Genomic DNA, 21,907 nt, shown 5'->3' with positions numbered 1-21,907 from the left:
GAGTCTCCTTGTCAGCGCGCACGAGCGCGCGGAGGTTCGGTGATCCGGTGGGACGAGGGCAGGTCAGGCGCGGTCGTGGAGGAGCGACATCACCCCTTGACCCCGCCGGCGAGGGCGTTCGACCCGCCGAGGGTGCGCGACACCAGCACGTAGAGGGCGATGACCGGCACCGAGTACACGATCGAGAACGCCGCGAGCTGGCCGTAGGCGACCGAGCCGTACTGTCCGAAGAAGTTGAAGATGCTGACGGCGGCGGGCTGCTTGTCGGGGCTCAGCAGCAGGATGAAGGGAACGAAGAAGTTCCCCCACGCCTGGATGAACACGAAGATGAACACGACCGCGATGCCGGGCCGCATGAGCGGCACGACGACGCGCGTCAGCGTCGAGAACATCGACGCGCCGTCCGTCCAGGCTGCCTCCTCGAGCGAGACGGGCACCGAGTCCATGAAGTTCTTCGACATCCAGATCGCCATGGGCAGGCTGGAGGCCGCGAGGAAGAACACGGTGCCGCCGATCGAGTCGATCAGGTCGAGCGAGACGAACAGGCTGTAGACCGGCACCATCATGGCGGTGATCGGCAGGCACGTCCCGAAGAGGATGCCGTAGAGGAACGGCTTGTTGATCCGCATCCGGTAGCGCGACAACGGGTACGCGGCGAGGATCGCCACGACGACGGTGATCAGCGCACAACCCCCGGACAGCACGAGGCTGTTCGCGAGCGGGATGAACGAGATCTCGGGCGTGAGCACCTGCCTGAAGTTGTCGAGCGTGAACTCGTCGGGCACGGCTGCCGAGAGGGACGCGTCCGTGTCGACCGAGGCGAGCACGAGCCAGACGAGCGGCACCGCGAAGCAGAGCCCCACGACGACCAGGACGAGGTTCGAGACCAGCGCGAGCCGACGGCCGCTGGGCGAGGTCATGGCCACGGTCAGTCCACCTCCGGCTTGAGCGCCCTGATGTAGATGATCGAGAAGACCGCCCCGACGAGCAGCATGATGGTCGCGATCGCGGTGCCGAACCCGAGCTGCGAGAAGCGGAAGGCCTCCTGGTAAGCGAGGATCGGCAGCGTCGAGCTGTCGGTGCCCGGGCCCCCGCCGGTCATGACGAAGATCAGGGTGAAGACCGAGAGCGTCTGCAGGGTCGTGAGCATGAGGTTCGTCGAGATGCTGCGACGGATCGCCGGCAGCGTGATGTAGACCAGGCGCTTGAGACCGCCGGCGCCGTCCATCTCAGCCGCCTCCGTGATCTCGGGCGGCACCTCCTGGATGGCCGCCGAGTAGACGAGCATCGAGAAGGCGGCGCCGCGCCAGATGTTGGCGATGATGACCGAGATCAGCGGGAACGTGTAGAGCCAGTTCGCCCCGGTGACGCCGAGGCCGGCGAGGATCGTGTTGAGCGTGCCGCCGTCGTTGAAGAACGCGTACGCGACGAACGCGGCGACGATCTCCGGCAGCACCCACGCGGCGATGACGAAGGTGCCGACCACCGCGCGGACGCCCTTGTTCGCCGAGCGCATCAGGAGGGCGACGCCGAGCCCGACGACGTTCTGCCCGACCACGGCGGAGAAGAACACGAACGCGAGCGTGAGCAGCACCGACTTGAGGAAGTCGGGGTCGGCGAATAGCTCGCGGTAGTTCGCGAAGCCGACGAACTCCGAGCCGCCGGCGGCGTAGCCGGTCAGGGAGGCGTTGGTGAACGACCCGTAGAACGACGAGATGACGGGGCCGAGCAGGAAGATCGCGAGCAGCACGATCGCGGGCACCAGCGGGACGGTGCGTCCGGCGGTGCGGAGGGCACGGGCCCGGGAGGCGCCCGCCCGGCGACCGGACGGCTCACCTCCCGGGCGCGCACCGGGGCCGCCCGGTCGGTCGCCGTCGCGACCGACCGGGGCAGGAGCGAGGGTCGCCATCGTCAGTCGGCCTCGACCGTGGCGTCCTCGCCGACGATGCCGACCAGGGCCTCGTCGTACGCGGCCGCCGCCTCCTCGGGGCTCTGCTGGCCGGTCATCACCGCCTCCATCGCGATGGTGATCTCGCTCGAGATGCGGTTGTAGTCGGTGGTGGCCGGGCGGAAGTGCGTCACGGGGACGATCGACGAGAAGAACTCGAACGAGGGGTTGGCGGCGACGTACTCCGGGTCCTCGGCGACGTCGCTCCGCACGGCGATCTGGCTCGCGGCGATGTCGTAGGACTGCGAGCCCTCCTTGCTCAGCGACTGCTCGATGAACTCGAACGCCTTGTCGGGGTTCGCGCTGTTCGCGCCGACCGCGAGGGTCCAGCCGCCCGACATGCTGACCGCGCCCGGGGCCTGCCCGTCCTGGGTGGGCATGGGCGCCTGGCCGAGCACCTCGCTCCACTCCGGCCACGGGTTCGTGCCCGTCTCGAGCCAGGTACCGCTCAGCCACGACCCGTCGAGGGCGATGCCGACCTTCGACTGCGGGAGCCACTCGCCGCCGACGATCGTGGCGATGTTGGTGTCGAGCGCCTGCTCGGGGGTCGGGCCGACCCCGCCCTGGTAGACGTCCTCGATGAAGCCGAGGGAGTCGACGAAGCCCTGCGACCGGGTGACCCACTTGCCCTCGTCGTCGTCGAAGAGGGTGCCGCCCTCGGTGCCGTAGAGCAGCATCTCGAAGCCCTGCATCGTGGCGCCCTCGCCCTGCGGCTTGCCGGAGTAGATGTTGAAGGGCACGACGTCCGGGGAGGCCTCCTTCAGCGTCGCGGCCGCGTCGAGGACGTCGTCCCAGGTGGCGGGCTCCCACGGCACGGGCAGGCCTGCAGCGGCGAAGAGCTCCTTGTTGTACCAGAGCGCCCGCGTGTCGGTGCCCATCGGGACTCCGTAGAGCTTGCCGTCCTCGCCGACCCCCGCCTCCTTGGCGTTGACGTAGAACATGTCCCAGTCGTCCCAGGCCTCGGTGTACTCGTCCAGGGGCAGCAGGAACCCGGCCGCGGCGTCGCTCTTCAGCTTGGCCGTGTCCTCGTACTGCACGTCGGGGGCGGTAGAGGGGGAGCGGTTCATCAGGGCGAGCTTGGTGAAGTAGTCGTCGTTCTGGCCGGCGATGGGGACGAGCTCGACGGTCATGTCCGGGTTAGCCGCCTCGAACTCTGCGGCGACGGCCTTCATGTGGTCGTCCATCTGGGTGAAGGTGCCGAACTTCTGGTACGCCACCTTGAGCGTGTCCTCGTCGCCTCCGCCGCTGCCCCCGGCGCAGCCGGCTGCCAGCAGGACGGTGGTCGTCGCTGCGGCGGCGACCGCCAGCACGCGACGTCGTCGGGTGTTCGTCGTGCGAGTCATGGTGCTCCCTTGCTCCATCGCTCGACCGGCGTCGTCGCCGGTCCGTGGAGTTACTACACCGTATGGAGTTATTGCTTGTCAAGACTTCGTGACCGAGCTGTGACACTCGACCGAGGGCCCCGGTCCGCCGCGCCCGGCGCCCGCCCCTAGGCGGAGATGAGCAGCGCCGACGGCCTGGGCGAGAAGGCGTGGTCGAGCACGAGGCAGGCGGCGCCCACCGCCGCGACGTCCGTGCCGATGGCCGACTGCTCGAGGGCGATCGGGTGCTTGGCGATGAGCGCTGCCGACGACCGCACGGCCTCCGGCAGCACCTGGAGCACCCAGGGGGCGACGACGTGCCAGAACGGTCCGCCGAAGACGACCTCGGCGAGGTCGAGCAGGTTGAGCACGACCACGACTGCCCGGGCGAGGTGCCGCGCAGCCTCGTGCAGGATCTCGAGGGCCCCCTCGTCGCCGTCCGCGGCCTTGCCCGCCAACGCGACCAGAGCCTCCTCGATCCGGTGCAGGTCGTCGGGGTCGCCCTCCGAGCGGGCCGCGTCGAGCACGTCGACCAGCAGGTCGTCCGCCGTGAGCACGCCGGCCTCGACCGCCTGGCGGACGAGCGCGTGGGGGGTGATCAGCTCGCCCACGCAGCCGATCCGGCCGCAGGTGCAGCGGCGACCCGAGGAGGCGACGGTCACGTGTCCGGAGTCGCCCGCGTTCGAGCTCGACCCCCGCACGACGTCGCGGCCGATGACGAGCCCGGTGCCGAAGCCCGTGCCGTAGTAGACGAAGGCGAAGTCCCGCCGGGAGGCGCCGTCGCTGAACCAGAGCTCGGCGACGGCAGCCGCGGCGACGTCCTTCTCGAGCAGCACGGGCAGCCCCGTCGCCTCGGCGATCGCCCGGCGCAGGGGCACGTGCCGCCAGCGCGGCAGCATCGGCGGGTCGAGGACGACTCCTTCCTCGACGTCGATCGGCCCCGGCGCCGCGATGCCGATCCCGAGGAGGCGCGCGCGGTCCACGCCGGAGCCCGCCACGAGCCCGTCCACCGTCCGGGCGATCAGCCCCACGACCTCGTCGGGCCGCGACGCGGACGGGGTGGGGGTCTGCGTGTGCGCCACCACGGTGCCGTGCAGGTCGAGCAGCACGTAGGTCACGACCGCGGGGTCGACGTGGACCCCGAGCGCGAAGCTGCCTCCCGGCTCGAGCTGCAGCATGGTGCGCGGCTTGCCCGGACCGCTGATGACGGTGCCGCTCTCGCGGATCAGGCCGGCGTCCAGCAGCCGTCGCGACACGTTCGTCACCGCCTGCGGGCTGAGGCCGGTGCGCTCGGCGATCTCCGTCCGGCTGAGCCCGGCCGCCTCACGCCGCACCGCGTCGAGCACGACCGAGCGGTTGTAGCCGCCGACGGCCGGGAGGTTGGTGCCGCGCCTCACGGCTTCGCCGGGCCTCGGTCGGTCTGCATGCCCCGATCCTCCCACCCGCGACGGTGGTGCCGGGCGGGGGTGCCCCGTTACCCTGAGGCCATGACGGACCTGCGCCTCGAGACCCTGTCCGCCGCCACCGTCGTGGCGGCCAACAACCTGACGCTGAAGCCGGGCCAGGAACAGTACGTGGCCCCGGTCTCGCACTCGATCGCCGAGGCGTACGTGAACCCGACGACGGCCTGGCCGCGCGTGGTGCTCGACGGCGACGAGGTCGTCGGCTTCATCATGGGCAACTTCGACGCGGACGCCGACGACGAGTCCCTGCGCAGCTGCATCTGGCGGGTCAACGTCTCGGCCGAGCACCAGGGCCGGGGCGTCGGGCGCTTCGCGATCCACGCCCTCGCAGGCGAGGCGCGCAGCCGCGGCTTCGACACGCTCACCGTCATCTACGAGCCGGGCGACGACGGCCCGGAGCGCTTCTTCGCCCACATCGGCTTCGAGGTCGTCGGCGAGACGCCGTACGGCGAGCACCTCGCGGCGCTCACCATCAGCCCGACGCCGCAGGGCGAGTGACCGCGGGGGCGGCTGCGCCCGACGACGCCCCGACTGACGACGCCCCGTCAGGCGACGACTTCGTCTCGCGCGTCGTCTCGGTCGTCGAGTCCGTGCCGGAGGGGCGGGCCATGTCGTACGGCTCGGTGGCGGCGGCCGTCGGCTCCCGCTCGTCGCGCGGCGTCGGCAAAGTGATGGCGCACGCGGGCTCGGACCTGCCGTGGTGGCGGATCGTGAAGGCGTCCGGGCACGCACCCGAGGGCCACGGCCAGCGTGCGCTCGAGCACTGGCGCACCGAGGGGACGCCGCTGCGGTGGTCGCGGACCGGCACGGTCCGGGTCGACCTCGAGCGCGCCTCCTGGTGGCCCGACGTCAGCCTGTCGGACGAGCCGGTCGACCCGTTCGACTGACGCGCTCGAGACTGCCAGGCGCTTCGATCGGAGCATGCGTAGCGCACGACCTGGCACGGCTGACGCCCGCCGCGCACGACTCAGGAGAACGGGCGGGCCGCCTCCTGAACCGTGCACCGTTCAGGAGAACGACTCCCCCCGCTGCGCAACGCAGGACAGATCTTCCTGAACGAGGAGGAGGGCGACGCCTACACGAGCGAGTCGCGCCAGGCCGCGTGCAGCTGTGCGAACCGCCCGGTGCCGGCGATGAGGTCGGCGGGCGTGCCGTCCTCCACGACGCGACCGTGCTCCATGACGAGCACCCGGTCGGCGATCGCCACCGTCGACAGCCGGTGCGCGATGATCACGGCGGTGCGGTCGGCGAGCAGGGTCTGCAGGGCCTCCTGCACCATGCGCTCGGACGGGATGTCGAGCGACGCGGTCGCCTCGTCCAGGATGAGCACCGCCGGGTCGGCGATGAACGCCCGCGCGAACGACAGCAGCTGGCGCTGCCCGGCCGAGACCCTCCCGCCGCGCTTGTTCACGTCGGTGTCGTACCCGTCGGGCAGCGCCACGATGAACTCGTGGGCGCCGACTGCGCGGGCGGCGCGCTCGATCTCGTCTCGCGTCGCGTCCGGCTTGCCGAGCGAGATGTTGTCCGCCACCGAGCCCGAGAACAGGTACGCCTCCTGCGTGACCATGACGATGGCCCGCCGCAGGTCCTTCGGGTGCAGGTCGCGCAGGTCGACGCCGTCGAGCGTGACGCGGCCGCGGGTCGGGTCGTAGAACCGCGACATGAGCTTGGCCAGCGTCGACTTGCCCGCGCCGGTCGAGCCGACGAGCGCGATGGTCTGCCCTGCGGGCACGTCGAGGTCGAACTCGGGCAGCACGACCGTGTCGGCCGAGTACGCGAACTCGACGTCGTCGAAGACGACGGCGCCCTTCGCGTGCCGCAGGTCGACGGGCGACTCGGGGTCGGGCACGCTCGGCTCCTCCTCGAGGACGCCCGAGATCTTCTCGAGCGCCGCCGAGGCCGACTGGTAGCCGTTGTAGAACATGGCCATCTCTTCTGCGGGGTCGAAGAAGCGCTTCGCGTACAGCGCCGCCGCGAGCAGGGCGCCGATCTCGAGCGAGCCGTCGATCACGCGGAACCCGCCGAAGAGCACGACCGCCGCGAGGGTGGCGTTGCCGATCAGCACCAGGCCCGGGTCGAACGTGCCGAAGAGCGTGAACACCTTCGAGTTGGCCTGGCGGTACTCCTCGACGTAGCCCGCGTACTCCTTCTCGTTGCGCGCCTCCTTGCGGAACGCCTGCACCGCCCGCATGCCCGTCATCGTCTCGACGAAGTGCACGATCACCCGGGCGCTGGCGACGCGCGTGGCGCGGAACAGCTTCTGCGAGCGCACCTGGAACCACCGCGTCAGCGCGATCAGCGGGATGAGCGCGACGGCGAGCACGAGCCCGCTCGGCGCGTCGAGGCTGACGAGCGCGATCGCGGTGAACCCCATGTAGAGCAGGCCCGAGACGAGCTGGTTGATGCCCGAGTCGAGCAGCTCGCGGATCGAGTCGAGGTCGCTCGTCTGGCGCGAGATGATGCGCCCCGACGTGTACGTCTCGTGGAACTCGAGGCTGAGCCGCTGCGTGTGCAGGAACAGGCGCTTGCGCAGGTCGAACAGGATCGCCTGGCTGATCCGCGCCGACAGCACCGTGTACTGCGCCATCAGCACCGCGCCGAGCACGCCCGTCACGAGGTACACGACGACCACGAGGATCGCCGGCGCCCAGTCCTGTCGGTCCATCAGCGCCGGCAGGGCGGTGTCGATCCCGAACGCGATCAGGGCGGGGCCGGCCACCTGGGAGGCGGTGCTGACGATGACGACGACCGCCATCAGCGCCAGCCGCCAGCGCAGCGGACGGATCAGCGAGCCGAGGAGGCGCAGCGACCGTCGACGGAGCCGCTTGCTCTCGGCCTTGGTGAAGTCGTCGCGCTCCTCGCCGCGGACGCCCTGGGTCGTCGAGCCCTGCTCGGCCCGCTTCTCGGCCGGGGTGCGGCCGTCGAGGGCCTCGTGGGCGGGGCCGCCCCCGGTGCCGTCGACCATGCGATCGTCACGGACCGCGCCGTCGGGCGCGTCATCGGTGCGGCGCGTGGCCTGGTCGTTCGTCGTCTGCTCGGTCATGCCAGCACCTCCTCTCGGGCGGGCGTGGTGTCGTCGTCGAGGGACGAGATCACCCAGCGGTAGTGCTCGTTCGTGGCGAGCAGGTCGGAGTGGGTGCCGACCGCGGTGACCCTGCCGTTCTCGAGCAGGGCGACGCGGTCGGCGAGGGTCACCGTCGACGGACGGTGCGCGACGATCAACGAGGTCGTCGACGCGAGCACCCGGCGGAGGCCGGCCTCGACCCGGGCCTCGGTGTCGACGTCGAGCGCCGACAGCGGGTCGTCGAGCACGAGGATCGCGGGGCGCGCCGCGACGGCGCGCGCCAGGGCGAGCCGCTGGCGCTGCCCGCCCGACAGGCTCAGCCCCTCTTCGCCGACACGGGTGTCGACGCCGTCGGGCAGGCGGTCGACGAAGTCGGCCTGGGCGATCTCGAGGGCCTCGCGCATGACGCGGTCGGCCTCGGCGGGGTCGTCGGCGAGGTCGGGACGGCCCAGCAGCACGTTGTCGCGGACGGAGGCGCTGAACAGCGTCGCGTCCTCGAACGCCATGCCGACCAGGCGGCGCAGCTCTTGCCGGGACAGGTCACGCACGTCGACGCCGTCGATCCGGACGCTGCCGCCCGTGACGTCGTAGAGCCGCGAGACGAGCGCGAGCAGCGTCGTCTTGCCCGAGCCGGTGAGCCCCACGAGGGCCATGGTCTCGCCCGGCTCGACGACGAGGTCGACACCGTTGACGAGGTCCGGGTACTGGGCCGGGCTGTCCTGGTAGCGGAAGTGCGCGTCGGCGAACTCGAGCCGCCCCTCCGGCGCCTCGATGGTGGCCGGCTCGGCAGGATCGGTGATCGCGTTCTCGCTGTCGAGCACCTCGAAGAACCGGTCGGCGGCCGTGCGGGTGTCGAACGTCATCGAGAGCAAGAACCCGATCGACTCGACGGGCCAGCGCAGCACGGTGGCCGTCGCGAAGAACGCGAACAGCTGCCCGACGGTCAGCTGACCGTCGGCGGCCAGCCAGATGCCGCCGAGCAGGCAGAGGGCGAAGGCGACGTCGGGCACGAGCAGCAGCCACAGCCACAGGCGGCTGATCGCCTGGGCCTTCTCGATCTCGGTGCCGCGCAGGTCGTCGGCCTGCTTGGCGAACTCGTCGAGCGAGTGCTTGCCGCGGCCGAAGGCCTTGAGCACCCGGATGCCGTGCACGCTCTGCTCGACGCTGGTCGCGAGGTCGCCGACCTGGTCCTGGCTGCGCCGCGCGACGATCGAGTAGCGCTTCTCGAACGCGAAGCTGACGAAGAACACGGGCATCGACGCGACCATGAAGAGGATCGCGAGCGCCCAGCTGTAGAAGAAGAGCACCGCGAAGCCGACGACGATCGTCAGCACGTTGACGACGAGCAGCACGACGCCGAAGGCGAGCCAGCGCCGGATCAGCGAGAGGTCGCTGACCGACCGGCTGAGCAGCTGGCCGCTCTGCCACCGGTCGTGGAACGCCACCGGCAGGTCTTGCAGCTTCGCGTAGAGCGAGTTGCGCATCGACGCCTCGACATGGGTGCTGGGCGTGAGGACGAGCCGTCGACGGAGGCCGATCATGACGGCCTCGACGATGCCGAGCCCGAGGACGACGGCGAAGGCGGGCCACACCTGGGCACGGTCGCCGCTCGACAGCGGACCGTCGACCAGCAGCTGGAGCACGGCGGGGATGAGCAGGGCGACGACGGCGGCGGCGAGCGCGGCGACGGCGCCGAGCACGATGCGCGGGATGGCCGGCTTCGCGTAGGGGTGGAGCCGCATCAGCGCACGGAACGTCGACGGGCGACGCGGCGGCGCGGACGGGGGCGGAGGGGACTTCGGGGACATGGCTGATCCAAGTGTCGTGATCTGGAGGGTCGGTGCCGTCACGGCGACGACCGGCTGGGGAGGGAGTCGCGGCCCGGTGCCCTGGGGAGGGCACGGCGGCGACCCTGATGTGGAGCGCACGAGGCGCTCGGGTGGAGGAGATGCGGTGCTGGCGGCGAGCCCGGCGTGCGTCCCGGTCGGCCTAGCCGACGAGGGTCCGGGCGGCCCGGCGGGCGGCGACGGAGGTGCGGGAGGCAGGCACGAGGTCACCGGCGGGGGCCGAGGCCACCGTGGTCAGCGTCGAGTTCATCGTGTCCTCCTGTGCAGGTCGTCGTTCGTCCGTCATGTCAGTCGCGAGCGACCGGCTGTGAGCAGCTTTTCAGGATATGTGTGCTGACACCTCCCCCGCAAGGGCGAGCGAGGAGAAGATGCGCGACAGGTGTCCTGGCGGCCGTGGCCTGGCGGCCGTGGCCGCGCGCGGGCGGAGCGGGCGGAGGGAGCGGCACGTGCGTGCCACCACGGCCGGCTGACGGCGGACGACGGACGCCCCGGCCGCATGGGCCGGGGCGTCCGTCGACGACGACTCGACGGCTCAGTGGAAGAAGTGCCGCTCGCCGGTGAAGTACATCGTGACGCCCGCGGCGGCGGCCGCCGCGACGACCTCGTCGTCGCGGATCGACCCGCCGGGCTGGACGACCGCGCGCACGCCCGCGTCGAGCAGCACCTGCAGGCCGTCGGCGAACGGGAAGAACGCGTCGGAGGCGGCGACCGAGCCGCGGGCTCGCTCCCCCGCCCTCGTCACGGCCAGCTGGCACGAGTCGACCCGGTTGACCTGGCCCATGCCCACGCCCACGGAGGCGCCGGCGTCGGCCAGCAGGATCGCGTTCGACTTCACCGAGCGGCAGGCCCGCCAGGCGAACTCGAGGTCGGCGCGCGTGGCGGCATCGACCTCGTCGCCCGCGGCCAGCGTCCAGCCCTGCGAGGAGAAGGCGTCGAACGAGTCGACCTGCTGCACGAGCAGGCCGCCCGAGATCTGCCGCGCCTCGACGGTCGGGCGGGCGAAGTCGGCCGGCAGCACGAGCAGCCGGATGTTCTTCTTCGTCTGCAGCAGCGCCAGCGCCTCGGGCTCGAAGGCGGGGGCGATGACGACCTCGGTGAAGATGTCCTTCACCGTCTCGGCCATGGCGAGGGTCACCGGGCGGTTCGCGGCGATGACGCCGCCGTAGGCCGACACGGGGTCGCAGGCGTGGGCGCGACGGTGCGCGTCGGCGATCGCGTCGACGGCGTCCGCCGAGGCGACGGCGATGCCGCAGGGGTTGGCGTGCTTGATGATCGCCACGGCCGGCTCGGCAAAGTCGTAGGCGGCGCGCAGGGCGGCGTCGGCGTCGACGTAGTTGTTGTACGACATCTCCTTGCCGTGCAGCTGCTCTGCCTGGGCGATGCCGGCGCCCTCGGGCGACGCGTACAGCGCCGCCTGCTGGTGCGAGTTCTCGCCGTAGCGGAGCGTGGCCTGCCGCGTGCCCTCGAGGACGACGTGCTGGGGGGCGTCGAACGCTGCCGACCCGGCCCGCGCCTCCTCGGCTGTGGTCGCCGCGTCGGCACCGGCCTCGTGCTCGGCCCGCGCCCCGACGTTCTCGGCGAACCAGGCGGCGACGGCCGTGTCGTAGGCGGCGGTGTGCGCGAAGGCCTCACCGGCCAGGCGCTGCCGCTGGGCCAGGGTGGTGCCGCCGAGCGTGAGCGACTTGACGATCTGCCCGTAGCTGGCGGGCGACACGGCGATGGCCACGTTCGCGTGGTTCTTGGCGGCGGCGCGCACGAGGGCAGGCCCGCCGATGTCGATGTTCTCGATCACGGCCGGCGCCTCGGCACCCGACGCGACCGTCTCGACGAACGGGTAGAGGTTGACGACGACGAGCTGGAACGGCGCGATGTCGAGCTCGGCGAGCTGCTGCTCGTGCGACTCGAGGCGCAGGTCGGCGAGCACTCCCGCGTGGATGCCGGGGTGCAGCGTCTTGACCCGTCCGTCGAGCGACTCGGGGAACCCGGTGACGGCGCTCACGTCGGTGACGTCGTGTCCTGCGTCGCGGATGGTCGACGCGGTCGAGCCCGTCGACACGATCTCGACACCCGCCGTGGCGAGCGCCTCGGCCAGGTCGAGGAGTCCGGTCTTGTCGCTCACGCTGATGAGCGCACGACGCACGGGGACGGCGTCCCGGTCGCGGTAGAGGCTGGGGTCGATCTGGTGGCCGCTCATGCGGGTCTCGTCTCCTCGAGGTCGGTCGTTCCGTCGGCGATCTCGCGCACGGTCTGCACCAGCAGCTCGCGCTCGACGATCTTGATGCGGTCGTGGAGCGACGACTCGTCGTCGCCCGGCAGCACGGGGATGCGGCGCTGCGCCAGGATCGGGCCGCTGTCGACGCCGGCGTCGACGACGATGACGCTCGCGCCGGTCTGGTCGACGCCGGCCGCGATCGCGTCCCGCACGCCGTGCGCGCCCGGGAACTCGGGCAGGTACGCCGGGTGGGTGTTGATCAGGTGCGGGCTGAGCGCGTCGACGACCCCGACGGGCAGCAGCCGCATGAAGCCGCTCAGCACGACGAGGTCGGGCTGCCACTGGCGGATCTGCGCGAGCAGCTCGTCGCCCCACGACGCCCGGTCGTCGAAGCTCGAGAACGGCACGGTGAACGTCGGCACCCCGAAGTGCTCGGCGTGCTCGAGGCCGTCGGCCTCGCGGTCGGCACCGACGGCGACGACGCGGGCGGGGTAGCTGTCGTGGTGCGCGGCCTCGAGCAGGGCACGCAGGTTCGAGCCGCCACCGGAGATGAGCACCACGAGCTTCAGCACCCGGCAAGCCTAGTGGCCGAGGCGGGGGCCCCCGGGGCTTCGGCGGCTTCCGGGTCCTCTGGGTCCTCTGGGCCCTCCGGATCCTCTGGACCCTCTAGGCCCGAGGAGGAGCGGGTCAGCGGTCGAGACCGCGGACCGGCTCGGTCTCGTCGTCGTCGGGCCCCGGGGCCGGCCGGTCGGCGGTCGCTCCGAGCCTGCGCCACCACGGGGCGGGGCCGTCGCGCTCGTCGTCGTGCTCCTCGCGGTCGCGGGCGTGGTCGCGATCCCGGTCGCGTGCGGCACGCGCGGCGCGCGCCGCGTCGACGTGCACCTCGCGGGGGTCGTGGACGCGGTCGCCGGGCGCGCGCAGCCCCGTCTCGACGACGGCGGTCTCGCCCGTGTCGGCCTCGGTGGCCGGAGGCGTCCGGGCGTCCGACCGAGCAGCGGCTCCGTCGTGCGTGTGAGCCGATCCGTCCCCGCCGGCCGCGTGGTCACCGCTGTCCTTGCTGTCCGCGCGGTCCCCGCTGTCCGTGCGGTCCCCGCTGTCCGTGCCGTCGGTGCGGCGATGCGGACGGAACCGACGCAGCCGCTCCCCCAGTCGGCGTCGCCGGCCGGCCGCGCGGTCGGTCTCGTCGCCCGCGTCGCCGTCGGCCTCGGCGCCGTCGGCCCCGGCGCCGGACGAGGGCACGAGAGGCTCCGCGCCGAGATCGGTCGTCTCGTCGTGGTCGGATCCGAGGCGGGCGGCGGCGCCTCCGCCTCCGCCAGCGCCGGTCCGGTCGTCGGCCGTGCGCTCAGGCGAGTGGCCGGACGCGCGCTCCGGCGCGAGGCCGGAGATCGTGGCCGTAGCACCCGTCGACGACCGCGACCACGGGGACGTGCCCGACAGCACCGGCTGCGGGCCGGTCTCGACGTCGTCGGCCGGACGCGCGCCTCCTGCGGGAGCAGCCGCCGAGTCGTCGTCGTGCCCGAGGAAGCTCCGAAGCGACACGACCATCGCCAGCACGGAGGGCACGGCGACCTCGAGGGCCCCGAACGCGCCGACGAGCAGGGGATCGGGCCCGACGTGGGCGAGCCGGCCGGGCCCCGCGGCTCCGGAGGCCGACCAGGCGAGCAGGCCGAGCAGCACCCCGGCGACGACTCCGCCGGCGACCCCGACGAGCACGCGACGCAGCACGTCGGCCGATCCGGACTCGGCGAGCAGCCGCTCGATCCGCGGGCGCAGCAGGGTCGTCACGACGAACGCGGCGACGACCGGCACGAGCAGCCCGACGAAGGCGAACGACGAGGAGGCGGTCGGCAGCGCCCCGAGGAAGGGCACGGCGGGCATCGGCCCCACCGAGGTGCCGAGCGGCGAGACGCCCGAGCCGGTGCCGAGCGCGAAGCCGGGGCCGACGAACCAGGAGGCGGCCCAGACGACCAGGTCGGGCAGCAGGGCGAGCTGGCCGAGGGTCAGGGCGATGCCGCCCAGCAGCCCGGCGTGCGCGCCTTCGTAGAGGGTGATCAGCTCGCCGTAGTTCGTGAGCATCAGCACGCCGACGACGACGCCGGAGACGGCGAGCACGCCGGCCGCGCTCGCCGTGCCGATGCGGAGCCCTGCGGCGGCGACGACGCGAGCGGTGCGTGGCGCACGGGCGACGACCGAGAACAGCGCGCCCGTGACGGGGTCGGCCGGCTCGCCGCGACGTCGGCGCGTGACCTCGGCCATCACCACGACGGGCACGGCGTAGACGAGCGTCGGCAGGACGATCCCCTGCCACAGGACGGGCGAGGCCAGGGGATGCTGGGCCGTGGCGGTGACCAGCAGGCTCAGCAGGGCGAAGACCCCGACCGTGCTGACGACCCCGACGACACGGTGCGCCGTCTCGGCGACGGCACGACCGGCGCGCACCCCGAGCAGCACGGTCAGGACCGAGAAGCCGAGCGCGGCGATCGTCACGGCGAAGGGGGCCTCGGCCCCCGGGACGCCGGAGGCCGCGGCCGTCGCCGCTCCCAGCTGCAGGTCGAGGTCGACGCCGTGCCCGACGAGCCAGATGTCGACGGCGGCGCGCCAGAAGACGATCCAGTCGATCTGGAGGCCGTACTGGAACGCCCAGAGGAGGCTGAGGACGACGACGGGCAGCCCGACGCCGATGCCGACGACGAGCAGGGCCTCGAGCGCGGCGAAGACGGCGGTGACAGGGCGGTTCATCGGGCACGACTGTACCGCCGGGCCGCTGGGCGGCCGACGTGCCGTGCCGAGCAGCCGGGGACGCACGAAGGCGGGCGTGTGCGTCGACCGCGGTCCGTCGTGACGGACCGGGCCGGACGAACACGCCCGCCCAGGAGGCGCGGTGCCGGTCACGGCACCGCGCGACGACCTCAGAGGGCCGCGTACACCTCGCGCAGCAGGGCCGCGGTCTCGCTCGGCGTCTTGCCGACCTTGACCCCGGCGGCCTCGAGCGCCTCCTTCTTGGCCTGGGCCGTGCCCGCCGAGCCGGAGACGATGGCGCCGGCGTGGCCCATCGTCTTGCCCTCGGGAGCGGTGAAGCCGGCGACGTAGCCGACGACCGGCTTCGTCACGTGCGCCTTGATGTAGTCGGCGGCTCGTTCTTCGGCGTCGCCGCCGATCTCGCCGATCATCACGATCGCCTTGGTGTCGGGGTCGGCCTCGAACGCCTCGAGGGCGTCGATGTGCGTCGTGCCGATGACCGGGTCGCCGCCGATGCCGATGGCGGTCGAGAAGCCGAGGTCGCGCAGCTCGAACATCATCTGGTAGGTCAGGGTGCCCGACTTCGAGACGAGGCCGATCGGGCCGGCGCCGGTGATGTTCGCCGGCGTGATGCCGACGAGCGACTCGCCCGGCGTGATGATGCCGGGGCAGTTCGGGCCGATGATGCGGGTGGCGCCGCCCTTCGACTTCGCGAGCGCCCAGAACTCCGCCGCGTCCTGCGCGGGGATGCCCTCGGTGATGACGACGACGAGCGGGATGCCCGCCTCGACGGCCTCGACGACGGCGTCCTTCGCGAACGCCGGCGGCACGAAGACGATCGAGACGTCGGCGCCGGTCTCGGTGATCGCCTCGGCGACCGTGCCGAAGACGGGAAGGGTGACGTCGCCGTGGGTGACGGTGGTGCCGGCCTTGCGGGCGTTCACGCCGCCGACGACCTGGGTGCCCGCCTTCAGCATCAGCGCCGTGTGCTTGGTGCCCTCGCCGCCGGTGATGCCCTGAACGATGACCTTGCTGTCCTTGTTGAGGAAGATCGACATGGTTGTGCTCTGTCCCTTTACTTCGAAGCCAGTTCGGCGGCCTTGTCGGCAGCCTCGTCCATGGTCGCGACGACGGTGACCAGCGGGTGCGCCGCCTCCGCCAGGATCCGTCGGCCCTCGTCGACGGCGTTGCCGTCGAGGCGCACGACGAGCGGCTTGGTGGCCGCGTCGCCGAGGATGCCCAGGGCCGAGACGATGCCGTTCGCCACGGCGTCGCATGCCGTGATGCCGCCGAAGACGTTCACGAAGACGCTCTTGACCTGCTCGTCGCCGAGGATGACGTCGAGGCCGGCGGCCATGACCTCGGCGCTCGCTCCGCCGCCGATGTCGAGGAAGTTCGCGGGCTTGACCCCGCCGTGTGCCTCGCCGGCGTAGGCGACCACGTCGAGGGTCGACATGACGAGCCCCGCGCCGTTGCCGATGATGCCGACCTCGCCGTCGAGCTTCACGTAGTTGAGGCCCGACGCCTTCGCCTTGGCCTCGAGCGGGTCCGCCGCGTCGGCGTCCTCGAGGTCGGCGTGGCCGGGGTGGCGGAAGTCGGCGTTCTCGTCGATCGTGACCTTGCCGTCGAGGGCGACGATGTCGCCCTGCTCGGTCAGCACGAGCGGGTTGACCTCGACGAGCGTCGCGTCCTCGCCGGCGTACACCTCGTACAGCTTGACGAGCACGGGGGCGACCTTCGAGACGAGCTCGTCGGGGAACCCGCCGGCCCGAGCGATCTCCTCGGCCTTCGCGAGGTCGATGCCCGCGAGGGGATCGACCTCGACGCGGGCGAGGGCCTCGGGCTTCTCGACGGCGAGCTGCTCGATCTCCATGCCGCCCTCGACGCTGCAGAGCGAGAGGTACGAGCGGTTCGCCCGGTCGAGCAGCACCGAGAAGTAGAACTCCTGGGCGATCTGCGCTCCACCCGCGACCATGACGCGCTTGACGACGTGGCCCTTGATGTCGAGCCCGAGGATCGCCTCGGCCGCAGCCTCCGCGTCGTCCGGGGTCTTCGCCACCTTGACGCCACCGGCCTTGCCTCGGCCACCGACCTTGACCTGGGCCTTGACGACGGTCACGCCGCCCATCTGCTCGGCTGCGGCCCGCGCCTCCTGCGGGGTGTCGGCGACGACTCCCGGCAGGACGGGCACGCCGTAGGACTCGAACAAGTCCCTGGCCTGGTACTCGAAAAGATCCACGCTGTTCTTCCAATCCGCATCGCTGCGCCAGTGCTCTGGAGGGGCTGCCGACCGAGTCGGCACCGGCCTCGTCGCCCACCTCGCGTCTGTCTCGACGTCGGGACGAACAGGCCTGGGCCAGCCTAGCGCCTGGCCTCCGGGCCCCTCTCGGGCACGGACCTGAGGAGGCGCGGAGGCGTACCCTCCCGGCCCTGGGGTACGGATGGGGAGGCGTCTCTGCCGATCCCCTGTGGACGGCGCGCGTGTCGGTGGCCCCCGGCATCGTATGGACCGTCTCGGCGCGCTCCGGTGCCGGGACGCACCACGAGGACGCCGCATGACCACCACCCGCACCGCCCGCAGCACCCGCACCAGCACCCGCACTGCCCACAGCACCGACCGCGACCGCATCGCCGACGTCGCCGCCCGCCTCTTCGAGTGGGACGACCTCAAGCCCGCCCAGGTCGAGGCGGTCGAGTCCCTGCTCGCGGGGCGCGACACGTTCGGCATCATGCCCACGGGCTTCGGCAAGAGCGCGATCTACCAGGTCGCGGGCGCGCTGCTCGACGGCCCGACCGTCGTCGTCTCGCCGCTGATCGCCCTGCAGGCCGACCAGGTCGCCGGGCTCGTCGGGCACCCCGACGCCCCGCCCGCCGTCGACGTCAACTCGGGCCACACCGACGACGAGAACGACGAGAGCTGGCGGCGCGTCGACGCCGGCGAGGTCACCTACGTGTTCCTGGCCCCCGAGCAGCTGGCCCGCGACGAGACGGTCGAGCGGCTGGCGCGCGCGGGCGTGTCCCTGCTGGTCGTCGACGAGGCGCACTGCGTGTCGTCGTGGGGCCACGACTTCCGGCCCGACTACCTGCACCTGGGCGAGATCGTCGAGCGGCTGGGCCGACCGCCGGTGCTCGCGCTGACGGCGACCGGCTCCGGCCCGGTGCGCGACGAGGTGATCGCGCGGCTGCGGCTGCGCGACCCGCTCGTGATCAGCCGTGGCTTCGACCGCCCGAACCTGTCGCTCGCCGTGCACCGCCACGAAGACGAGGCTGAGAAGCGCCGGGCGATCGTGGAGCAGGTCGCCGAGCTCACGACGCCGGGCATCGTCTACGTCGCCACCCGCAAGGAGAGCGAGCGCTACGCCGACGAGATCGGAGAGCGCTGCCCCGACCGCACCGTCGAGGCGTACCACGCGGGCCTCCGCTCGGCCGAGCGGGGCGCCCTGCACGAGCGCTTCCACGCCGGCGAGATCGACGTGATCGTCGCGACGAGTGCCTTCGGCATGGGCATCGACAAGCCCGACGTCCGGTTCGTCGTGCACGCCGACGTGCCCGAGTCGCTCGACGCCTACTACCAGGAGATCGGTCGGGCCGGGCGTGACGGCGAGCCGGCCGACGCGACCCTGCACTACCGGGCGGAAGACCTGTCGATGCGGTCGTTCTTCGCCGCGGGGCTGCCGTCACGAGCCGAGCTGCGGCGGGTGCATGAGGCGATCCGCGCCTCTTCGGGGCCGGTGAAGCGCAAGGCGATCACCGAGGCGACCGGGCTCAAGCCGCGGCAGGTCTCGCGGCTCGTCGACCTGCTGCTCGAGGCGGGCGTGATCGCCGAGACGACGAAGGGCTACGAGGCCACCAACGACCTCACCTCGAAGGAGGCGGCCGAGGAGGCGCGCCAGGTCGCCGAGGGACGCGAGCGGGTCGAGAAGTCGCGCATCGAGATGATGCGCACGTACGCCGAGTCGCACGGCTGCCGTCGGCGGTTCCTGCTCGGCTACTTCGGCGAGGAGGCGCCCGAGCGCTGCGGCAACTGCGACGACTGCCGTGCCGCTGCGGCCGAGCCCGACCGCCCGACCGAAGCCGAGGAGGCGCGGGGCGACGCCCCGGAGCACGCTCCCCTCTTCGCCCCCGACACCCGCGTCTCGCACCCGGCCTGGGGCGAGGGCACGGTGATGAGCACCGAGGGCGACCGCATGACGGTGTTCTTCGAGGGCGAGGGCTACAAGGTGCTCGCGCTGGAGGCGGTCGAGGAGCACCACCTGCTCACGGCCGTCTGAGCACGATCCCGGCGCTCGTTCCCTGTGAAGCTCCGCAGGGGGCGGGGCACGGGGCGGGAGTAGACGGGAACCACCTGACACACACGAGAGACACGGAGAACGAGATGTCGAAAGAGAAGAACGTCGCCACCCAGCAGCTGATCGGCGAGATCCTGACCGCCCGCGAGATCGACCGGCTCGGCGAGGGTTTCCACGCCGCCGTCGTCGACCACGACCCGGCTCCGGGTGCGCCCGCGGGCGTCGAGGGCATCAAGGCGTTCTGGAGCGACTTCTTCACCGCGTTCCCCGACGCCGACCTGGGCGTCGAGACGCTCGTCGCCGACGACGAGAACGTGACCGCCGTCTTCACCATCACCGGTACCCACACCGGGCCGTTCCAGGGCCACCAGGCCACGGGCAAGAGCTTCACGGTGCGCGGCATCCAGGTCGGTCGCTTCGACGACGACGGCCTGCTCGTCGAGCGCTGGGGCGCCACCGACGAGGCCGGCCTGATGCAGCAGCTCGGCCTGGCCTGAGCCGCTTCCTCACCAACAGCACCGCACCACCGACCGGAAGGACGCACCATGAGCGACACCCAGACCCCCGCATCCTCGGGCGACGAGCCCTACGACGAGGAGACCCAGTTCGAGGAGAGCCAGCAGATCGTCACGAACGACGCGGTCGCCGGCGAGACCGTGCTGCCGGGCCTCGGCGACGGCAACGACGGCCCCACGGGTGGTTCGCCGCGTGAAGCCGAGCCAAGCCTCGCCGAGAACGACCTCGACGACCAGGACGTCGACCTCGACGAGACCGAGTAGCGCCTCACACCGCCGCGACGCCCGCCCACCGCATCGCGGTCGGCGGGCGTCGTTATGTCCGGGCTCAGCGACGGGAACGGGCGGCGGCGGCCCGGCCAGCCACGGACACACGCCGACACCTCCACAGCTCGCATCGACCAACGGCTCACGCCGCGTCGATGCCTCCCCTGCTCCCTCCACCGAGCAGCGTCCCTGCGCTGACGTCCACAGAACGAGGAGGCGGGCGTCATGCCCGCAGGCCCGTCCCGTCATCGTCGTCGCATGACACCTCAGACCGCCCCGCCACGGGCTCCGCGACTCCTGCTCCTGTCCCTCCTGCTGCTCCTCCTGGCGGTGCTCGTCGCACCGCTCGCGCTCGCCTCGCCCGCGAGGGCCGTCACGTCGACAGGCCTCGGCACCGGGTACCTCTGGCGTGGGGACGGCGTCTCCTACCTCGGCACGTACCTGCTCGCCGACGGCCGCACGGCCTTCTGCCTGGAGGCCGGCAAGTCGTCACCGGTCGGCAACGAGTACGACACCGCGACCGGCCCGGACGTCTTCGACATCTCCAGCGACGACCACGCTCGGCTCGCCTACATCGCCCGCACCTGGGCCGGCACCGACGACCAGGACACCGCCGCCGCAGGCCAGCTCGCGGTGTGGAGCATCACCGGCCTCGCCGGCCGGAGCGCTCGCTACTACGCAGGCCGCGCGAACGAGCGGTGGCCGATCGTCCTCGAGAAGATGCAGCAGATGCTGGACGAGGCCGCTCGCGAGGCATCGACGTCGGTCTCGGCGTCGATGGCGGTCGACCTGCAGCCGGACGGCACCGGCACCCTCCGTGCCGACGTCGCGGTCGACCGTGTGGCGGGCGGCCCAGGACAGCTCCCGCCCGGGCCCGCTGGCTCGGTCATGCTGTCAGGCGCCGTCTTCGCGGACGGGAGCAGCGCCTCCTCCGTGCAGAACGGCGAGACGGTCTCGTTCCGGGCCGTCGGCGACCTCCCTCAGATCGTCGTGGGCGCCGAGGCGCGCTTCGACGACCTGCCCTACGGCCGGGTGATGACCGTGGGCAGCAGCCCGGCAGGGTCTCAGATGATCCTCTTCACCGGCGGCACGAGCGTCACCGCGACGGGCTCGGCGAGCGCCACGGCGCTGTCCCCGCTGCCGTTCCGACCGCGTGTCTCGACAGTGGCGAGCGACGCCGTCGCCGATGCGGGCACGGAGGTCACCGATGAGCTGACCCTCACGGTCGAGCCGGGTGACGGCCTGTTGTCGGAGTGGGGGCGGATCGAGGTCGACGGAGGCTGGGCGCCCATCCCGGTGACCGTCCGGAGCCGTCTGCTCGGCCCGTTCTCCGCACGGCCCGTCGAGTCTGCCGACTGGCCCGTGGACGCACCTGCGGTCTGCGACGTCGAGGTCCGCGTGGTCGAGGGCCCCGGCACGTACACGACCCCAGCGTGCGCGCTGCCGGCTGGCGGTTGGTACACGTGGGTCGAGTCGATCGACCCTGCCGACACGGCCGAGGAGGAGGGGCGCGACCGGCTGCACGGTTGGCGGTCCGCGTTCGGCACAGCCTCGGAGACCACCGTCGTGCCCTGGGCACCGGACATCGAGACAGCCGTCGTCGGTGCATCGGTCGTCGCGCCGGACACCTGCGTGAGCGACTCGCTCGAGGTGAGCAGGTGGAACCCCGAGGTCGAGGAGGTGGTGGTCGACACGCTGCTCATCGGCCCGTTCGCCGAGCTGCCCGCCGTCGACACCGACCTTGGTGATGTCCGCGACCTCGAGACGGCAGGACTGGTGGCCGGACGTGTCTCGACGACGCTGACCGGCGCCGGCCACGTGGAGACACCGTGCCTCGTGGCCCGCGACGTCGGCGGGTACGCGTTCGTCTACACGTCGCCGGGAACGGCCCCGGGGCCCGACTCGCACCAGGTCGTCCCGGCCTTCACCGACATGCGGGTGCACGCGTCCGAGTCGTTCCGCGTCGAGGCACCGCCGATCGCACCCGTGGTGCCGGCCGCACTCGCCTTCACGGGGTCCGGAGCTGGCGGTCTCGCCCTCGGCATCTCGCTCGCCGGAGGGCTCCTCGTCGCGGGCGCGGCAGGTGCGCACGTCGGCCGGCGTCGTCGCCGACTCCGATCCCACGAGGGCCTCGCGCTCGCGGCTGGCTCCGGTCAGCCGACCACGACCGGGACCGCCCTTCGATGACCAGGCGGGGCTGCT

Annotated in this window: 17 protein-coding genes; 6 read left to right on the top strand and 11 right to left on the bottom strand. The window is 72.2% G+C overall.

Annotation, left to right across the window (positions count from 1 at the left end):
* Positions 1 to 89: 89 nt before the first annotated feature.
* The 4 genes from EDF20_RS07750 to EDF20_RS07735 all read right to left on the bottom strand — a co-directional run bounded on the left by EDF20_RS07750 (position 90) and on the right by EDF20_RS07735 (position 4,706).
* Positions 90 to 920, bottom strand: coding sequence for a carbohydrate ABC transporter permease (locus EDF20_RS07750; RefSeq protein WP_199732419.1), 831 nt, complete (start codon positions 918 to 920; stop codon positions 90 to 92).
* Positions 921 to 928: 8 nt separating this feature from the next.
* Positions 929 to 1,909: a sugar ABC transporter permease gene (locus tag EDF20_RS07745; RefSeq protein WP_133738276.1), complete on the bottom strand. Its 981-nt coding sequence runs from the start codon at positions 1,907 to 1,909 to the stop codon at positions 929 to 931.
* Between the two features lie 2 nt (positions 1,910 to 1,911).
* The gene (locus EDF20_RS07740) at positions 1,912 to 3,291 is read right to left on the bottom strand and encodes an extracellular solute-binding protein (RefSeq protein WP_243833418.1); all 1,380 of its coding nucleotides are present in this window, start codon (positions 3,289 to 3,291) and stop codon (positions 1,912 to 1,914) included.
* A gap of 146 nt (positions 3,292 to 3,437) precedes the next feature.
* Positions 3,438 to 4,706 carry an ROK family transcriptional regulator gene (locus tag EDF20_RS07735; protein WP_133738274.1) on the bottom strand — a complete coding sequence of 423 codons (1,269 nt, stop codon included), beginning with the start codon at positions 4,704 to 4,706 and terminating at the stop codon, positions 3,438 to 3,440.
* 90 nt (positions 4,707 to 4,796) lie between these two features.
* Between EDF20_RS07735 and EDF20_RS07730 the strand changes: the two genes are divergently transcribed.
* Both EDF20_RS07730 and EDF20_RS07725 read left to right on the top strand, forming a co-directional pair.
* Positions 4,797 to 5,270 carry a GNAT family N-acetyltransferase gene (locus EDF20_RS07730; protein WP_133738273.1) on the top strand — a complete coding sequence of 158 codons (474 nt, stop codon included), beginning with the start codon at positions 4,797 to 4,799 and terminating at the stop codon, positions 5,268 to 5,270.
* Complete coding sequence (locus EDF20_RS07725; RefSeq protein ID WP_133738272.1) at positions 5,267 to 5,659, top strand: MGMT family protein; 393 nt, start codon at positions 5,267 to 5,269, stop codon at positions 5,657 to 5,659. The genes EDF20_RS07730 and EDF20_RS07725 overlap by 4 nt, the downstream gene beginning before the upstream one ends.
* 188 nt (positions 5,660 to 5,847) lie before the next feature.
* On the opposite strand, the gene EDF20_RS07720 is transcribed toward EDF20_RS07725, so the two are convergent.
* The 7 genes from EDF20_RS07720 to sucC all read right to left on the bottom strand — a co-directional run bounded on the left by EDF20_RS07720 (position 5,848) and on the right by sucC (position 16,873).
* A complete protein-coding gene (locus tag EDF20_RS07720; protein WP_243833417.1) occupies positions 5,848 to 7,815 on the bottom strand; it encodes an ABC transporter ATP-binding protein in 1,968 nt (655 codons plus the stop codon).
* Positions 7,812 to 9,644 (bottom strand): ABC transporter ATP-binding protein, encoded by a 1,833-nt coding sequence (locus tag EDF20_RS07715; protein WP_133738271.1) that lies wholly within the window; start codon positions 9,642 to 9,644, stop codon positions 7,812 to 7,814. Before EDF20_RS07715 ends, EDF20_RS07720 begins: the two co-directional genes overlap by 4 nt.
* Before the next feature lie 571 nt (positions 9,645 to 10,215).
* A complete protein-coding gene (gene purH, locus EDF20_RS07710) occupies positions 10,216 to 11,877 on the bottom strand; it encodes a bifunctional phosphoribosylaminoimidazolecarboxamide formyltransferase/IMP cyclohydrolase (RefSeq protein WP_133738270.1) in 1,662 nt (553 codons plus the stop codon).
* Positions 11,874 to 12,467: a phosphoribosylglycinamide formyltransferase gene (purN, locus tag EDF20_RS07705; protein ID WP_133738269.1), complete on the bottom strand. Its 594-nt coding sequence runs from the start codon at positions 12,465 to 12,467 to the stop codon at positions 11,874 to 11,876. The genes purH and purN overlap by 4 nt, the downstream gene beginning before the upstream one ends.
* 115 nt (positions 12,468 to 12,582) lie before the next feature.
* Entirely contained in the window at positions 12,583 to 14,634 is a 2,052-nt protein-coding gene (locus EDF20_RS15880) for a DUF6350 family protein (RefSeq protein ID WP_208292605.1), read from the bottom strand.
* A gap of 170 nt (positions 14,635 to 14,804) precedes the next feature.
* Positions 14,805 to 15,692 (bottom strand): succinate--CoA ligase subunit alpha, encoded by an 888-nt coding sequence (gene sucD / locus EDF20_RS07695; protein WP_123547757.1) that lies wholly within the window; start codon positions 15,690 to 15,692, stop codon positions 14,805 to 14,807.
* Between the two features lie 17 nt (positions 15,693 to 15,709).
* Positions 15,710 to 16,873 carry an ADP-forming succinate--CoA ligase subunit beta gene (sucC, locus tag EDF20_RS07690; protein ID WP_133738268.1) on the bottom strand — a complete coding sequence of 388 codons (1,164 nt, stop codon included), beginning with the start codon at positions 16,871 to 16,873 and terminating at the stop codon, positions 15,710 to 15,712.
* Between the two features lie 316 nt (positions 16,874 to 17,189).
* On the opposite strand from sucC, the gene EDF20_RS07685 reads away from it, so the two are divergent.
* The 4 genes from EDF20_RS07685 to EDF20_RS15680 all read left to right on the top strand — a co-directional run bounded on the left by EDF20_RS07685 (position 17,190) and on the right by EDF20_RS15680 (position 21,892).
* A complete protein-coding gene (locus tag EDF20_RS07685) occupies positions 17,190 to 18,905 on the top strand; it encodes a RecQ family ATP-dependent DNA helicase (RefSeq protein WP_133738267.1) in 1,716 nt (571 codons plus the stop codon).
* 104 nt (positions 18,906 to 19,009) lie between these two features.
* Positions 19,010 to 19,420: an ester cyclase gene (locus tag EDF20_RS07680; RefSeq protein ID WP_133738266.1), complete on the top strand. Its 411-nt coding sequence runs from the start codon at positions 19,010 to 19,012 to the stop codon at positions 19,418 to 19,420.
* A 48-nt stretch (positions 19,421 to 19,468) separates the two neighbouring features.
* Positions 19,469 to 19,702: a hypothetical protein gene (locus EDF20_RS07675; RefSeq protein WP_133738265.1), complete on the top strand. Its 234-nt coding sequence runs from the start codon at positions 19,469 to 19,471 to the stop codon at positions 19,700 to 19,702.
* A 261-nt stretch (positions 19,703 to 19,963) separates the two neighbouring features.
* On the top strand, positions 19,964 to 21,892 hold the full coding sequence (locus tag EDF20_RS15680) for a thioester domain-containing protein (protein ID WP_166644777.1): 1,929 nt from the start codon (positions 19,964 to 19,966) through the stop codon (positions 21,890 to 21,892).
* Positions 21,893 to 21,907 lie beyond the last annotated feature (15 nt).

The organism is Frigoribacterium sp. PhB116, assembly GCF_004364285.1.
In the GTDB taxonomy this organism is placed as follows: Bacteria; Actinomycetota; Actinomycetes; order Actinomycetales; family Microbacteriaceae; genus Frigoribacterium.
Note: the sequence above shows the minus strand (reverse complement) of the source record. Positions and strands in the feature narration are given on the sequence as shown.

Coding starts and splice junctions, on each gene's coding strand:
- EDF20_RS07750 (WP_199732419.1), bottom strand. CDS start 920: ATGACCTCGCCCAGCGGCCGTCGGCTCGCGCTGGTCTCGAACCTCGTC.
- EDF20_RS07745 (WP_133738276.1), bottom strand. CDS start 1,909: ATGGCGACCCTCGCTCCTGCCCCGGTCGGTCGCGACGGCGACCGACCG.
- EDF20_RS07740 (WP_243833418.1), bottom strand. CDS start 3,291: ATGACTCGCACGACGAACACCCGACGACGTCGCGTGCTGGCGGTCGCC.
- EDF20_RS07730 (WP_133738273.1), top strand. CDS start 4,797: ATGACGGACCTGCGCCTCGAGACCCTGTCCGCCGCCACCGTCGTGGCG.
- EDF20_RS07720 (WP_243833417.1), bottom strand. CDS start 7,815: ATGACCGAGCAGACGACGAACGACCAGGCCACGCGCCGCACCGATGAC.
- EDF20_RS07715 (WP_133738271.1), bottom strand. CDS start 9,644: ATGTCCCCGAAGTCCCCTCCGCCCCCGTCCGCGCCGCCGCGTCGCCCG.
- purH (WP_133738270.1), bottom strand. CDS start 11,877: ATGAGCGGCCACCAGATCGACCCCAGCCTCTACCGCGACCGGGACGCC.
- EDF20_RS15880 (WP_208292605.1), bottom strand. CDS start 14,634: ATGAACCGCCCTGTCACCGCCGTCTTCGCCGCGCTCGAGGCCCTGCTC.
- sucD (WP_123547757.1), bottom strand. CDS start 15,692: ATGTCGATCTTCCTCAACAAGGACAGCAAGGTCATCGTTCAGGGCATC.
- EDF20_RS07685 (WP_133738267.1), top strand. CDS start 17,190: ATGACCACCACCCGCACCGCCCGCAGCACCCGCACCAGCACCCGCACT.
- EDF20_RS07680 (WP_133738266.1), top strand. CDS start 19,010: ATGTCGAAAGAGAAGAACGTCGCCACCCAGCAGCTGATCGGCGAGATC.
- EDF20_RS07675 (WP_133738265.1), top strand. CDS start 19,469: ATGAGCGACACCCAGACCCCCGCATCCTCGGGCGACGAGCCCTACGAC.
- EDF20_RS15680 (WP_166644777.1), top strand. CDS start 19,964: ATGACACCTCAGACCGCCCCGCCACGGGCTCCGCGACTCCTGCTCCTG.